Origin of the sequence: Paenibacillus abyssi (assembly GCF_014640295.1) — a bacterium.
In the GTDB taxonomy this organism is placed as follows: domain Bacteria; phylum Bacillota; class Bacilli; order Paenibacillales; family Paenibacillaceae; genus Paenibacillus_D; species Paenibacillus_D abyssi.
On the sequence record NZ_BMGR01000009.1, the window covers coordinates 177,958 to 193,315 of the forward strand.

General features: G+C 50.6%; 14 protein-coding genes. 1 reads left to right on the forward strand and 13 read right to left on the reverse strand.

Translation table 11 applies throughout. From position 1 onward, the window contains the following. Window positions 1-38: 38 nt before the first annotated feature. From dnaJ to gpr, 10 genes are all read right to left on the reverse strand, one after another. A complete protein-coding gene (gene dnaJ / locus IEW11_RS14860) occupies window positions 39-1,166 on the reverse strand; it encodes a molecular chaperone DnaJ (protein ID WP_188531841.1) in 1,128 nt (375 codons plus the stop codon). A 130-nt stretch (window positions 1,167-1,296) separates the two neighbouring features. Beyond that, window positions 1,297-3,135, reverse strand: coding sequence for a molecular chaperone DnaK (gene dnaK / locus IEW11_RS14865; protein WP_188531842.1), 1,839 nt, complete (start codon window positions 3,133-3,135; stop codon window positions 1,297-1,299). A 69-nt stretch (window positions 3,136-3,204) separates the two neighbouring features. Next, window positions 3,205-3,816 carry a nucleotide exchange factor GrpE gene (gene grpE, locus IEW11_RS14870; RefSeq protein WP_229725304.1) on the reverse strand — a complete coding sequence of 204 codons (612 nt, stop codon included), beginning with the start codon at window positions 3,814-3,816 and terminating at the stop codon, window positions 3,205-3,207. A gap of 40 nt (window positions 3,817-3,856) precedes the next feature. Then, on the reverse strand, window positions 3,857-4,882 hold the full coding sequence (hrcA, locus tag IEW11_RS14875) for a heat-inducible transcriptional repressor HrcA (protein ID WP_188531843.1): 1,026 nt from the start codon (window positions 4,880-4,882) through the stop codon (window positions 3,857-3,859). A 127-nt stretch (window positions 4,883-5,009) separates the two neighbouring features. Then, window positions 5,010-5,471: an N-acetyltransferase gene (locus tag IEW11_RS14880; RefSeq protein WP_188531844.1), complete on the reverse strand. Its 462-nt coding sequence runs from the start codon at window positions 5,469-5,471 to the stop codon at window positions 5,010-5,012. A 149-nt stretch (window positions 5,472-5,620) separates the two neighbouring features. Then, complete coding sequence (gene hemW / locus IEW11_RS14885) at window positions 5,621-6,781, reverse strand: radical SAM family heme chaperone HemW (protein WP_229725306.1); 1,161 nt, start codon at window positions 6,779-6,781, stop codon at window positions 5,621-5,623. Window positions 6,782-6,860: 79 nt separating this feature from the next. Then, on the reverse strand, window positions 6,861-8,675 hold the full coding sequence (gene lepA, locus IEW11_RS14890) for a translation elongation factor 4 (protein ID WP_188531846.1): 1,815 nt from the start codon (window positions 8,673-8,675) through the stop codon (window positions 6,861-6,863). Window positions 8,676-8,763: 88 nt separating this feature from the next. Further along, the gene (locus IEW11_RS14895; protein ID WP_188531847.1) at window positions 8,764-9,180 is read right to left on the reverse strand and encodes a hypothetical protein; all 417 of its coding nucleotides are present in this window, start codon (window positions 9,178-9,180) and stop codon (window positions 8,764-8,766) included. A 17-nt stretch (window positions 9,181-9,197) separates the two neighbouring features. Continuing rightward, a complete protein-coding gene (locus IEW11_RS14900; protein ID WP_188531848.1) occupies window positions 9,198-10,445 on the reverse strand; it encodes a stage II sporulation protein P in 1,248 nt (415 codons plus the stop codon). A 179-nt stretch (window positions 10,446-10,624) separates the two neighbouring features. Beyond that, window positions 10,625-11,626, reverse strand: coding sequence for a GPR endopeptidase (gene gpr, locus IEW11_RS14905; protein WP_188531849.1), 1,002 nt, complete (start codon window positions 11,624-11,626; stop codon window positions 10,625-10,627). 168 nt (window positions 11,627-11,794) lie between these two features. Here gpr and rpsT point away from each other — a divergent pair, with 168 nt between their 5' ends. Then, the gene (gene rpsT / locus IEW11_RS14910; RefSeq protein WP_188531850.1) at window positions 11,795-12,067 is read left to right on the forward strand and encodes a 30S ribosomal protein S20; all 273 of its coding nucleotides are present in this window, start codon (window positions 11,795-11,797) and stop codon (window positions 12,065-12,067) included. A 102-nt stretch (window positions 12,068-12,169) separates the two neighbouring features. On the opposite strand, the gene holA is transcribed toward rpsT, so the two are convergent. From holA to IEW11_RS14925, 3 genes are all read right to left on the reverse strand, one after another. Continuing rightward, complete coding sequence (holA, locus tag IEW11_RS14915; RefSeq protein WP_188531851.1) at window positions 12,170-13,192, reverse strand: DNA polymerase III subunit delta; 1,023 nt, start codon at window positions 13,190-13,192, stop codon at window positions 12,170-12,172. 226 nt (window positions 13,193-13,418) lie between these two features. Beyond that, a complete protein-coding gene (locus IEW11_RS14920; RefSeq protein WP_188531852.1) occupies window positions 13,419-14,690 on the reverse strand; it encodes an anti-sigma factor family protein in 1,272 nt (423 codons plus the stop codon). Beyond that, the gene (locus IEW11_RS14925) at window positions 14,687-15,235 is read right to left on the reverse strand and encodes an RNA polymerase sigma factor (protein WP_188531853.1); all 549 of its coding nucleotides are present in this window, start codon (window positions 15,233-15,235) and stop codon (window positions 14,687-14,689) included. Before IEW11_RS14925 ends, IEW11_RS14920 begins: the two co-directional genes overlap by 4 nt. Window positions 15,236-15,358: the final 123 nt, after the last annotated feature.

A 15,358-nucleotide genomic window follows, 5' to 3' on the forward strand; every position in this document is an offset into this window, starting at 1 on the left:
AAAAAACGGGCGGATTATGCTCCGCCCGTTTGTAAACATTATTCGCCCCGGAACGCTTTTTTCATCTTCTCAAAGATCGTTTCGTGGTGCTCCTGCGGCGTAGCTTCCCCTTCTGTGCCGGAGAACTGGCGCAGCAGTTCTTTTTGCTCGTCGCTGAGTTTCGTCGGCGTAACAACGGTCACTTTAACATGCTGATCGCCTTGGCCATATCCACGAAGCCGCGGTACACCTTTTCCTTTTAAGCGGAAGTAGGTTCCCGTCTGGGTTCCAGCAGGAATTTTCAGCTTTACCTTTTCCGTCAGGGTCGGGATTTCGATCTCATCGCCCAATGCCGCTTGCGCAAAGGTAAGCGGAACCTCGCAATAAATATCATCGCCGTCACGCTCAAAGAACTCATGCGATTTCACGCGGATAACAATGTAAAGATCTCCCGCAGGGCCGCCGCGCACGCCGGACTCACCTTCGCCGGAGAGGCGGATTTGAGCCCCTTCATCTACGCCAGCCGGAATACGGACATGAATTTTACGCTGTTTTTTTACTTTGCCGGCGCCATGACAGGTTCCGCATTTTTCTTTAATGACTTTTCCTGTTCCGCTGCAATTGGTACATGCACGGCGATTAACGATCCGGCCGAACGGTGTATTCTGCACGACTTCCTGCTGGCCGCTGCCATGACAGATTGTACATGTTTCCGGCTTCGTACCAGGCTTCGCGCCGGAGCCCGAACAAGTGTCACATGTTTCCGTCCGCGGAATTTGGATATCAGTCTCTTTGCCGAAAACCGCTTCCTTGAATTCAATGGTCATCGTGTACTGCAGATCGTTACCACGCTGCGGTGCATTTGGATCTCTCCGTCCGCCGCCACCGCCGAAAAACATATCGAATATGTCGCCAAACCCGCCGAAGTCACCTGCTCCGCCGCCACCGCCGCCGAAGCCTTGATTCGGATCGACATGGCCATAACGATCATAGGTCGCGCGTTTTTGATTATCGCTTAGTACATCATAAGCTTCTTTTACTTCTTTGAACTTCTGTTCCGCATCCGCCGCCTTATTGACGTCCGGATGGTACTGACGGGCTAACTTCCGGTATGATTTCTTAATATCATCATCCGAGGCATCCTTGCCGACCCCCAGCACTTCGTAATAATCCCGTTTCTCCGCCACGCAAGTCACCCCCGTGTAGTTCCGAAATTCAACTGCTTCCAAACGCACAACGAAGGTCAAAGCCAAGCCGCGCCTGACTTTGACCTTTCGCTGATTGAACCGGATTTATGCCGGTCGATCTTTACACTGCTTATTTCTTGTCGTCAACAACCTCATAATCAGCATCGACAACATTGTCTTTGCCTTTATTGCTGCCGCCAGCTTCGCCAGCGCCTTCAGCCGCTTGCTCTGCTTGGGCCGCTTGCTCATACAGCTTCACGGAAAGCTGCTGCACGATTTCAGTCAGCTCTTCGGTTGCAGGCGTGATTTCTTCGATATTGTCACTCTCGAGCGCTTTAACCAGCTTTTCTTTGGCAGCGTTGGCTTTTTCAATTTCACCAGCATCAACTTTATCGCCCAGATCTTTGATTGTTTTATCAACCGAGTAGATCAGCTGGTCTGCGTTGTTCTTTGCTTCAACCAGCTCACGACGCTTGCGGTCTTCCTCAGCGTTAAGCTCCGCATCCTTCATCATGCGCTCGATTTCCTCTTCGCTCAAGCCGCTGGAAGAAGTGATTGTGATTTTTTGGCTTTTGCCTGTGCCTTTATCCAGTGCAGAGACGTTTACAATCCCGTTCGCATCGATATCGAAGGTAACTTCGATTTGCGGGATGCCGCGAGGCGCCGGAGGAATGTCTCCGAGCATGAATCGTCCGAGCGTTTTATTGCCGGCCGCCATTTGGCGCTCCCCTTGCAGCACGTGAATTTCTACGCTTGTTTGGTTGTCCGCATAAGTGGAATACACTTGGGACTTGCTTGTCGGAATCGTTGTATTGCGGTCGATCATTTTTGTGAATACGCCGCCTGCAGTCTCGATACCGAGGGACAATGGAGTAACGTCGAGTAATACGACATCCTTCACATCGCCTGTCAGGACACCTGCTTGAACGGCTGCGCCAAGCGCAACAACTTCATCCGGGTTAACGCCTTTATGAGGTTCTTTGCCGGTCAATTTCTTGATCGCTTCCTGTACTGCAGGAATACGAGTGGAACCGCCGACAAGAACAATTTTATCAATCTCGCTAGTCGACAAGCCGGAATCGCTCAAAGCTTGGCGAGTCGGTCCAAGCGTGCGCTCAACAAGCGGAGCGGCAAGCTCTTCGAATTTAGCGCGGGTCAGGTTCATCTCCAGATGCTGAGGAACGCCGTCTACCATCGTGATGAACGGAAGTGAAATTGTAGTTGTCAATACGCCCGACAATTCCTTTTTCGCTTTCTCTGCAGCGTCTTTCAAGCGTTGTACAGCTGCTTTATCCTTGGAAAGATCAGTTCCATGCTCTTTTTTGAACTCGCTCACCATATAATCGATAATGACCTGGTCAAAATCGTCGCCGCCGAGCTTGTTGTCGCCGCTGGTTGCTTTAACTTCGAAGAAGCCGTCGCCCAGCTCGAGAATCGATACGTCAAAGGTACCGCCGCCCAAGTCATACACGAGAATCGTTTGATCTTCGGATTTCTCAAGGCCGTATGCAAGCGCAGCAGCTGTCGGCTCGTTCACGATCCGCAGTACTTCAAGGCCTGCGATTTTGCCCGCATCCTTTGTTGCTTGACGCTGGCTGTCATTGAAATAAGCCGGAACCGTAATAACGGCTTGGGTTACTGGCTGCCCCAAATACGCTTCCGCGTCGGATTTCAGCTTTTGTAAAATAATCGCCGAAATTTCTTGCGGGGAATATTCTTTATCGTCGATTTTTTCTTTATGGTTTGTACCCATATGACGTTTAATAGAGATAACCGTACGGTCTGGATTTGTGATCGCTTGGCGTTTTGCTGATTCACCTACAATGCGCTCTCCGTCCTTCTTAAAGCCGACAACCGAAGGGGTTGTGCGGTTACCTTCCGGATTCGGAATAACGACGGCTTCGCCGCCTTCCATTACCGCTACGCAAGAGTTCGTTGTTCCTAAGTCAATGCCGATAACTTTACTCATGATTGAGCTCCTCCTTGTACATTTACAAATCATGTCCTCTATATATTGTCCAGGTCATTCACCTGGACGTTAACTGCTTACCTTTACCATTGCCGGCCTGAGTACTTTGTCCTTCAGCATGTAGCCTTTTTGGACTTCCTCAACAATCGTGCCTTCTTCATGCTCTTCTGATTCGACCTGCATAATGGCCTGGTGATATTCCGGATTGAACGGCTGTCCGACCGTTTCCATCGGCTTAAGCCCTTCCTGCTCCAATACTTGATCCAATTGCCGGAAAATCATTTCTACCCCTTTAGAAAGGGAGTTGTTATCCTCACTGCCTTTAGCTGCGGCAAGCGCACGCTCAAAGTTATCTACAATAGGCAGGAGTTGGGTAATCAGCTTCATGGAAGCGTACTGCCCTAATTCCTCTTTCTCTTTCTGGGTGCGGCGGCGGAAATTATCAAAATCCGCTTGTACGCGCAAATAACGCTGGTAGTTTTCGTCCGCTTCCTTCTTAAGCTCAAGGAGACGGGGATCATCTATAGATTGTTCAGCGAAATCTCCAACTGGCGCCTCGTTATTAGACTCTGAAGCTGCCTCAGTCGACGGGACAGCTTCATCGGGATGCTGAGCTGCTTCGGTTTCATTCGATTTCATCTCTTCTGTTTGTTCCTCCGTAGGTTGGTTGTTTACGCTCACGAATGCTTCACCTCCTTATCATAATCCAAAAGGGATCAAATTACTTGTACCACTTGCCGAGCAGCACGGTCATGTCCTTGGACAGCACGTCAAGCAGGCTGATGACCTTCCCATATTCCATTCGCGTTGGACCTAAAATGCCGATCATACCCAGCGACTTGCCTTCAAAGGAATACGTTGCCGTGATCAGGCTGCAGTTGTTAATAGCCTCATGATCGTTCTCCGTGCCGATTCGCACTTGAATCCCGTCAGGATGGGATGAGACCAGCTTCATTAATGTGGGCGTCTCGTCGAACAGATCAAGAAGCGTTTTCACCTTCTCAACATCCTTGAATTCCGGTTGAGTCAGCATATTTGTTGTGCCGCTAAGAAACATACGGTGTTCATTATCGCTGGCAAGCGCTTCGTCCAACGCGCCCATCAGCTGTTCGCAATGTTCGACATAACGGCCGAGCTCCTCGCCAACCTCGGAATACAGGCGCGATCTTAACCGTGACAGCGGTACACCTACAAGCTTCGTATTTAAGATCCGGGTAATCTTCTCCATCTCTGAAATATCGATCCCTACAGGTATCGATACGGTACGATTCTCCACATGTCCGGTATTCGTTACAATAATGGCTACAGCTGTATCCTGATTGAGCGGCACCAGTTGAAAATGCTTTAATGAATTGCTGAACATTTCCGGGCCGAGCACAATCGAGGTATAATTCGTTAAATTCGAAAGAATCATCGCAGCATGCTGGATGACTTGCTCCATCTGATTCATCTGATCCGCCAGGAATCCCCTCATCCGGTTCAACTCCTGCTCGCTTACTTCACCGAGCTTCAGCAGATGATCCACGTAATAACGGTATCCCTTAGTCGAGGGCACGCGGCCCGCCGACGTATGCGGCTGCTCCAGATAGCCAAGCTCCTCCAGATCCGCCATTTCATTGCGAATTGTAGCCGGGCTGAATCCGACCCCGCCCCGCTTTGAAATGCTGCGCGAACCGATGGGTTCGGCTGAGCGGATGTAATCGTCCACGATCGCATTCAATATCATTCGTTGTCGTTCTGTCAACATCCGAACCCCTCCTGTCCTCATTAGACGCTTTGCGAAAAATGGTAAAGCTTCCTTGTCGTTAGCACTCAATAGCATCGAGTGCTAATCATTAATACAAAAATACCAAACCGACTTGATGATTGTCAAGTCAGTTCAGCATTTTGAGTACAGCAGTTTCATCACAGCAGTGCTGTTTGGCGCAGTTGACGCAATCGGTCCATACCTTCTCGGGGAAAATCTCTTTGTCGACCACCTCAAAGCCGTTTTTCTTGAAGAAATTAACCTCATAGGTGAGCGCCATCACTTTCGGCAAATCGCGCCGTTTTGCTTCATCAAGCAGGCAATCCACGAGCTTGCTGCCGATGCCTTGTCCTTTGTGTCCCTCGGATATCCCGAGCGAGCGAATTTCCACTAGATCGGCTCCCAGCTTGCAGAGCGAGCCGCAGCCTACAATCTCATCAGCCAGCTCGGCTACGAAGAATGTGTCAATCTGCCTGCTGAGGACCTCCCGTGAACGCGGCAGCATGATGCCTTTCTCCGCATAGCCTTTTATTAATTCATATAAAGTATCGACGTCTTCTAACGTCGCCTTTCTACAGGTCGTCTGCATAATCTCCCTCCGTCGCTGCCTTTCCCATGTGAACAAGCAAATGAATTCATAATAATATGAATAAATATACAACATCACGCATGAATGCTCAAGAGCAAATTATTTAGGGAAGCATCGCCAAGGGCCCTATATAACATGTAATAAAGGATTTATTCAGGGATCGTTATAAATGAACCAAATACTTCGTTGCCAAGCGGTACGCCTTTGTCCGTCAGTTTGATGCGCTCGCCGGCTTCGACGACCTCAAGAAGGCCTTCCCGTTCAAGCCGGTTCACGATTGGGCCAAAGCATTCACGGATGGAACGGCCCGGGAACTGCTTCTGGAACGCGGTTTCAGTAATGCCGTCAAGCAGCCGCAAGCCGACCATCATGAAGTCCTCCATCGCCTCATCAGCCGGAACGTCCCGGCTCTCCAGCTGCGGCAATCCTCTAAGTGTCGCATCGATATAAGGCTGAACCCCTTTGATATTGACATGCCGCTTACCATCTAAATACCCGTGGGCACCCGCACCCAAACCGTAATAGGGCTCATTGCGCCAGTAGGTCGTGTTGTGCCGGCTCTCAAAGCCCGGAAGCGCAAAATTGCTGATCTCATATTGATGACGCCCGGCCTGCTTAAGCTGACTCATAATAAACAAATACATCTCCAGCTCATCCTCTTCGGAAGGCAGTGGCAGCTCATTGCGCTCATACATCGTATGAAACAATGTGTTTTCCTCGACTTTCAAGCCATAGAGAGAATAATGGGGAAGCTCCAAAGCAAGCGCCCTTTCCACACTGTCCTGCAGCGTCTCTACAGTCTGGCCGGGCAGACCGAACATCAGGTCGATCGAGAGATTGTTGAATCCTGCCGCTCTGGCGTTTTCAATGCTGCGGTATACATCATCCACATCATGAATCCGTCCAATCCGCTCCAGCAGGCTGTTGTCAAAGGATTGCACGCCGAAGCTGATCCGATTGACCCCGCCTTTCCGCATCACTGCTAGCTTTTCCGGATCCGTCGTTCCGGGATTGGCCTCCATCGTAAATTCCACTTGCTCCGATAACGGAAAATGGCGCCGCACATCCGCCAAAAATCGTTTCATCTGCGGCGGAGTCAATACAGTCGGTGTTCCACCGCCTACAAATACCGTATCGATTCGCTCCGGCTTAATGTGCGATGCCGTCGCGGTCATTTCTCTCTCCAGGGCATCCAAATAATCGTCTACCGGCTGTCCCTTCAGGACAAACGAGTTAAAGTCGCAATAGTGACACTTATTTGTGCAAAAAGGGATATGAATATATAACGCATGCGGCGATTGTTGTCTCACGGCTTGATGCCTCCTTCTGACTGGCGAATGCAAGGAGGGGAGAGCTTCGCTCTCCCCCAAGGTCTTGCTCACGCTTTTATTAATCATCTATTTTCAGTACCGCCATAAACGCTTCCTGCGGCACTTCCACGCTGCCGACCTGCTTCATTCGTTTCTTGCCTTCCTTCTGCTTCTCAAGCAGCTTCCGCTTACGGCTGATATCGCCCCCGTAACACTTGGCAAGGACGTTTTTACGCATCGCCTTAACCGTCTCGCGCGCGATGACCTTTGTGCCGATCGAAGCTTGCACCGGAACCTCAAACATCTGGCGAGGAATCAGTTCCTTCATCTTCTCGCAGATGACCCGCCCGCGCTGATACGCACGGTCACGGTGAACGATAACCGACAAGGCATCGACTTGTTCGTTGTTGAGCATAATATCCATCTTCACCAGATTGGATTTGCGGTAACCGGATACCTCGTAATCAAATGAAGCATAACCCTTCGTGCTCGATTTCAACTGATCGAAGAAATCATAGACGATTTCGGATAATGGAATATCATATACAATCGTAACGCGGTTCGTATCCAGGTATTCCATATTGACGAACTCACCGCGTTTGCCTTGGCAAAGCTCCATGATCGCGCCGACAAAATCATTTGGAACAATGATCGAAGCTTTGACATAAGGCTCTTCGACATATTCAAGCTTGCCCGCTTCCGGATAATTCGAAGGGTTATCGATCTCGATCGTTTCTCCGTTTGTCAGCGTCACGCGATAGATAACGCTTGGCGCTGTCGTGATGAGCGGAATATTGAATTCGCGCTCGATCCGCTCTTGAATGATCTCCATGTGCAGCAGCCCAAGGAAACCGCAGCGGAATCCAAAGCCCAGCGCAGAGGATGTTTCCGGCTCATAACGCAGCGATGCGTCATTAAGCTCCAGCTTCTCAAGCGCTTCACGCAGGTCGTTGTAATCCTGCGTCTCGATCGGATACAATCCGCAGAATACCATCGGATTAATCCGGCGGTAGCCCGGCAGCGGCTCCGGCGCCTGGCGCTTCGCTTCGGTAATCGTATCGCCGACACGCGTGTCCTTCACGTTCTTGATGCCGGCCACGACAAAGCCGACATCTCCAACAGCCAGCTCATCGACAACGGTCATCCGCGGCTTGAACGCGCCGACCTCAATAACCTCAAATTCGGCCCCTGTCGCCATGAAACGGATTTTTTTGCCGGCTTTAATGCTGCCGTCTACAACCCGTACATATACGATAACGCCTTTGTAGGCATCGTAATGCGAATCAAAAATCAATGCTTTGAGCGGTTGATCCGGATCGCCCTGCGGCGAAGGAACCTTGGCTACGACCTGCTCGAGTATTTCTTTTATCCCGATCCCGGCTTTTGCGGATGCGTGAACCGCCTCACTTGCATCCAGGCCAATGACATCTTCAATCTCTTGTTTTACCCGTTCCGGCTCCGCGCTTGGCAGATCGATCTTGTTGATCACCGGCAAAATTTCCAAATTGTTATCCAGCGCCAGGTAAACGTTGGCAAGCGTCTGCGCTTCGATCCCCTGTGCCGCATCTACGACAAGCAGTGCGCCTTCACATGCCGCCAGGCTTCGCGATACTTCATACGTAAAGTCGACATGCCCAGGCGTATCAATCAAATTGAGAAGATACTCTTCACCGTCATCCGCACGATAAGACAGCCTTACCGCCTGCAGCTTGATTGTGATGCCGCGTTCCCTCTCCAAATCCATTTGATCGAGCACCTGCTCCTGCATCTCGCGGTTGGAGAGCGCGCCGGTATATTCCAGTATGCGGTCCGCAAGCGTGGATTTCCCATGGTCGATATGTGCAATGATTGAAAAATTACGAATTTTCTTTTGTCGGTCACGAACGTCTGTCATGCCTAACCCCCACACCTGTCAATAATGCTAATCATTCCATTCATTATATCAGTATGAGGGTCGCCCATCAATCATTGATCGTCCATGATTAATTCGTTACGGATTCAAACAGCGATACGACCAGCCGAATTCCACTGCTGGATAACGATTGCAGCAATCCTGCCGTTTGTTCCGCGACACGGTTGACGGATGGCTCGCCGTGATATTCGCCGTAAATGCCGGGAAGCCTTTCTCTCATGTAGGGGTAGCGTTCTTCCTCATACTGCGGGATCATATCCGGCATACCGCCCGGCACAGCCGCTTGAGGCTGAGCTGCAGGCAGCTGCCGATCGTCCATTGTCTGCGGCAGCTCCTGCGGCAGCAGCTCCGTTACCGATGCCGTCCGCTGACCTCCAACGGGACCATATACGGTTTCGATCCCCGTCGTTGCGACTTCAATGCCATATAAAAGCATAAACACCGTCACGCCGCCAAAGACTGCCCATTTCAACGAATCGCGCTTCATCGCCTTGCGCCTCCTTTTCATTGCTGAACCGCTCTCCCGTCCACTTTTTCCGCGTCCCAATACATTTCCGCAATCACTTCAGCCAAAGCATCCGCCGTCCGGTAGGATTCCTCGAGTGTATTATCCACTCCGCCCACCTCGATCAACACACTGTCCGGCGAAAGCGATTGATTGTATTCCCCGTTTCCGGTTGCCGCATCTTTGCCCCAGACTCCCCGTGATATGCCCGGATATTTCGCTTCCAGCGCTTCATGAATTTTAGTAGCGAATTTCTCGTTCTGCTTCCAATCCGGATTGCGGTGCCCGATAATAAAAAACACCTGCGCATAATCTTTGCCGCCGATCGTTGCGGTTGTATGTTTTCGACGCTGCGAATCGCGATGAAGGTCAAAGAAAAACTGCAGATCGTCGCTTTGCGCCATAGCTTCTTTCACGGTTTGCATCGTGTATTTATAGGAAAGCTCCCACCGGTAACCATCTATCGCTGTCGGGTAGTCGATTCCGGAATGCAGTGCGCCGACACCTTCCTCCTCCAGCTTTTTCGCCAATCGTTTGCCGACAAGCGTAATGTTTTTCTCGGATGAATTCGGATCGTTACCGGCTACCGGATACCATGATTCGCGGGGATGTGAATGATAGATAAATGCGATCTTCCGGTCACCTGTTGCCTGAGCCGGCGCTTTTCCTGTGTCCTGATCTGACGGTTCAGGCTCGGATATCGTATCATCCGGTTGTGCAGGCAGCACATTCTGATCGCTTGGCGGATCTTGATTCGGCTTGCCTCCCGGCTCGTCCTCCGGCGCTTGTGTGATGGGCAGCGGCGGATGATCCTTCGGACCCGTGCCCGTTCCCGTACCTGAGCCGCTTCGCAGCAGAAATGCCTCATCGGCCCGTAATCCTGGCAGTTCTCCCGCGACCAGACTTCTGGGGTCATTCGGATTAATATCCGTCAGTAAACGCATCAAAAACGCTGCGGTCTGCACTCCGTAATACGATCCGCTTGATGTCTGCCGGCCCTCAAAAGCGGGAATCTCCATTTCTAGCATATCCGCAAACAATCCGCTCGATACGGCCGCTGCAAAACCTTTCATAGAAGAAACGGGCGAGGCTGCCGTCTTCTTGTGAGCCATGCCTCCCAAACCAAGCAGCACAAAAAACAGCATGGAGCAGATAGACAATATCGCAAAGGTCCGACCCGTTACCAACAGTTGACGTAAACGTTCGCTGTTCCCATTTCCATACAGGACGTCTGCCATTCTTCTCATGATCATTCCTCCAGGCTGATGAATGCTTTACTATCATCCTATGAGAAAAGGTTGTTTAATAGAACAACTGAAGGAAAAGAAAGAATTATAGAGTGCTAGACGCAAACAAAGCCCCGCAAACAGGGCTTCGTCAACCATATGAGGCCCCGAAGGTCATGGGCTTCGGGCAGGTCAATTACTTAATGGGTATAGGCTGCGACATTATTCGTATCTACCGCATCATGCAGCGCAGCGTTCAAGCCGCTTGCGATAATATTGGCGATATCTTCGATGAACTGATCGACTTCCTTCGGCGTTACAAGCAAGTCGTGACCGAGCGGATTCAGTACCTCGCGCACTAACTGCAGCCGTTCGTTATCATCGAGCGTATGGAGCATCCCCATAATCGGGCCCGCATTGTCGGTTTGTGTCTTGAAATGGCTAGAAAGCATTTCCAGACAATTATTAACAATCGTAGACGCATAGACTACGGTCGGAACCCCAATCGCAATAACCGGAACGCCCATGATTTCCTCGGTCACGCCTTTTCGTTTATTGCCGATTCCTGACCCGGGATGAATGCCGGTATCGGCAATCTGAATCGTTGTGTTTACCCGCTCCAATGCTTTAGAGGCTAAGGCATCCACTGCAATGATCAAGTCAGGCTCGGATTGCTGCACGATGCCTTGTACGATTTCACTGGATTCGATGCCTGTCGTGCCAAGCACACCCGGAGCGACCGCGCTCACCGGACGATAACCCGGCGCCACATCATCAGGCATCAGCTCGAAAAAATGCCTTGTGATCATAACATTCTCCACCACAAGCGGACCAAGCGCGTCGGGCGTTACATTCCAATTGCCTAACCCGACAATAAGCACTTTAGCCGATTTATTCATACCGATGCGCTTTAGAAATAACTCGAACTCTTTGGCGAATTGGGTAGCTACCCGATCCTGCAGCCCGCTGTCCTGGCTTCGCAGCCCCGGAACCTCCAGCGTAACGTAATTACCAGGAAGCTTACCGATCGCATGCGAGCCCTGTTCATTCTCTACCGTCAGACGGGTGATCTTTATTCCATCGTCATTTATCGTTTCTGACGTTATTCCCGGGATCACGGAACCCGGAGTCTCGGCCATTTCTTTTGCTTCGAGCGCCAAATCGGTGCGTACCGAATAGTTGCGCAGATCTAAATCATTCATTGTGTACCTATGCTCCTCTCGCGCTTATTGACCTTAGTGTGCGCCAGCAGAATCGTTTTATGCGAATAACAGGCATCGGCTATTGCATTTTGGAAAAACGCATGGTAATATATTTTAAGTTGTGTTGTCTAGACTTCTAGTTTGTTTCCTTAACAGGAGGTGAAAGCCATGCCAAACATTAAATCCGCTATCAAACGCGTAAAAACTAGCGAAAAACGTCGTGCTCTTAACGCTTCGCAAAAATCCGCGCTTCGTACGGCCGTTAAATCCGCTGATCAAGCTATCGCAGGAACTGACGCAGAAGCTGCAAAAGCAGCTCTGGTTGTTGCTACGAAAAAGCTGGATAAAGCAGTGACGAAAGGCCTGATTCATAAAAATGCGGCTGCCCGCAAAAAATCCCGTCTGGCGAAAAAGCTTAACGCTCTTTCGGCTCAAGGATAATTGCACTGAATTAATCACAAATAAGTCCTGCAATCGTTCTTCATGAACGATCGCAGGACTTTTTTTGTCTTCCATAGTTTGACGACAATAACATTGATGCAGCTAGGAGCCTGTTGACAGAAGGAATAGCTCGACTCCAAGCGTTTTATCGATTTGGCCTGTTTTCATCTGAAAATCAAGCTCAGCCAGCCGCGATAAATGAAGCGCCAGCTCGCGCTGCTCAAAGCGGCGCGCCTTCTCTGCTGCCAGCTTAACTGCATACGGATGCAGCCCCAGCTGCGCAGCCATCTGCTGATGTGAATATTGATGGCCTTCAAGCTCTTTGATTTGCAGCATGATGCGGATCTGTCTTGCCAACAATGCCGCAATCTTAATCGGCTCCTCTCGCCTGAGAAGCAGCGCTTTGTAGATATCGAGCGCGCGCCCGGTTTGCAGTGCGGTCATCGCATCTACGAGCGCAAATACATCCTCCTCGACCGAAGACACCGTCAAAGCCTCCACAGCAGCCCGCTCCACCGTTCCCCCATCTCCGACAAACAGGCAAAGCTTGTCCACCTCCTGCGCCGCATTTTGCAAGCTGCGGCCGCAGCGAACCGCAATAAGCTCTGCCGCTGGCTCGGTCAGCACCCTTCCCTGGTCTGAGGCTCGCTTAATCATCCAGCGCAGCAGGTCGTTTCCTTCTAATTCTTGAAAAGAAAGCAGCGCATCCCTATCCTTTAATAGCTTGACGAGCTTGCGGCGTTCATCCAGCTTGTCGGCATGGACAATAAAGATGATGGTACTCGTCTCGGATGGCATCTTTAAGTATTCCATTAAACGATCGGGCTGATGTTCGACTTTTCCGCCTTCCTTGCCGCCTGCTGCCAGCAGGGTCTGATCGCGGATCACGATAATTTTGCGCGTTACAAAAAAAGGCATCGTCTCCGCTTCCAGAACCGCTTCATCAATCGGCGTCTCCGCAGTGTCGAATTTTACAATGCCAAGCTCCCGTTCATCCTTTCCAAGCAGCTGCTCGGATATAAAAGAGACAAACTCCTGCATGCGGTAACGGTCTTTCCCGTATACGACATAAACCGGCCTGGCTTGTCCGGCTTTGATTTCTTTGGCTGCTGTCCGCAGGTCCATGTCTGATCCCCCTTCAAGTTTCAGGCACAACAAAGGGATGATGCCTGCCCGGCTTCATCCCTTTGTCCCTGAACATCTATATAAACATTCGGGAGGAGGCCCATGGTACCTCCTGCAAGAATGGTCATACGATTGTCAAGGCCTCTTGTCGACTTCCTGATGCTGTATTATACGCAGGGTCAACCCGAAGTGTGCGGATACCTTTTTGTCATTTGCTTATTGCTGCTTATTGCTTGGTTTCAGCCGCTCTGTTGATGTCTACGAAGTAACGTTCAACCGCCTCATCTTGAACAATGACTTCATAAGATAAAAACCGGCTGTCTTCCGACCAGACGAGATTGACCACCTCGCCGTCCTTATTGCGGCTTTCAAATAAAAGAGCTCCTGTGGCGGCATCAAACACCTTCACTGTGTTATTCATAATAGCGGCGTTGTATGCTCCATCAGGCGACATAACTTCTGAATCAGGGCCAGCTATCGATGCAATGCCGAACGATTGCTCCGGCTCCGAGGCAATGCCCATTTCCGGAACCTCTTGGGCCGATTCATCAGCTGCCATCTCCGGTTTATCAGGGATAGGCGCCTCTCTTTCCGGCTGCTTCTCTAGTTTGTTCGTTTCGTTTGTGTTTCTCGTTTTGTTCGTATTGTCCGATGTCGGTTCAGTGACACTGTCGGAAGCCTCCCCATCCTTTTGACCCTCTTGCGGTGAGGATGGCGCCGGCGCTGGAGAAGCAGGAGCCGACGGACGCGCAGGCTGATTGCTCTTGGGCGGCGCTGCCGCTTCAGGCTGCACATCTTTCACGACAGGGTCGTTTGCGTCAGCTGCTGCATTGCCCGCTTGATCTGGTTCGCCATTGCTGTCCGGCGATACTGCAGCAGCATCGCCGGATACCGGCGGTTCAGGCGTTCCGTCCCTCGATTCATTTCCGGCTTGGTCGTTAACGCTGCTTCTCTCCGATAAGCTTTCTATCGCGCCGTTATCCGCTGCATTGCCCGTTTCAGCGCCACTGCTGGCCGCCGCTGAATGATCAGCGCCTGAGGAGTTATAGTTGGCAGAGAATAACATTGTGTTACTATTCGCTTCATCCGCATTGCGCATTCCCTGGGAATCAAATGTAACAATAAACAACCCGATTACTACGCCCGCAGCGATGACGCCGCTTAGCGCGCGGAATGAAAACCGCTCTGTCCATCTTTGCTGACGGACCGGCGGGGTACGTCTAGGCACTGTATTAACAATAGCGTCATCTGCCGCTGTCTGTGCGGACTGCATGAGCTCGATCTGTTCAAGCCTTGGCATAATGGCGTCGACGAGACTGTAGCCCGGCGCGACTTTTGGCAGGTTATCTAATTCGGAAGACAGCCTTTTCAACCGTTCGAACATAGCGGCACAGTCCGGGCAATGCCTTGTATGGTCCATTAAGCTTTCGGTTTCCCGCTCGTCGAGATCCCCGTCAAGCTGTCTTTGCATATATTCCATCACCTCTTGACAAGTCATCCTCGGACACCACCTTTCTGATAATCTTGGAGTAACGATTGCAGCTGTTGTCTTGCACGAAATAAATAAGATTTCACTGTATTTAGAGGCAAATCAAGAGAGTCAGCGATCTCATTGTATGAGAAATCCTGCATGTACCGCAGCACAACGACCGCCCGTTGATGCTCGGGGAGCTTATCGATCGCCTCACGGATATCCTTGGCAGCATAGCTGGAGAGCACTTCATCTTCAACATTCTGCTTTTCCTTGAACACCATTTCATGCTCATCGATCGATACAGTCGGCTTGTTGCGCCGGAATTTATCAATGCATATATTAGTGACAATACGTTGAACCCATGTTTTAAACATTGCTTTTTCTTCATAGGATCCGATTTTCGTGTAAATGCGTATCAACGCCTCTTGAGCGGCATCCATCGCGTCTTGTTCATTGTTTAGTATATAATAGGCTGTCCGGTATACATGATTTTCAATCTCACGCAGCAGGGTTATTAGAGCGTCGCGATCGCCCGATTGAGCGGCTCTTATGAGACCAGGCTCCACCACGAAGGATCCCCCTCTCTTGCAACCTTTCAGACGGAAAGGCTGATTCAAATGTTGCAGCTTAAGCTGCAATTATAAAGATTTAATAAATTTAATTCTATTTTCCTATCCTATGAGAGAAAATTT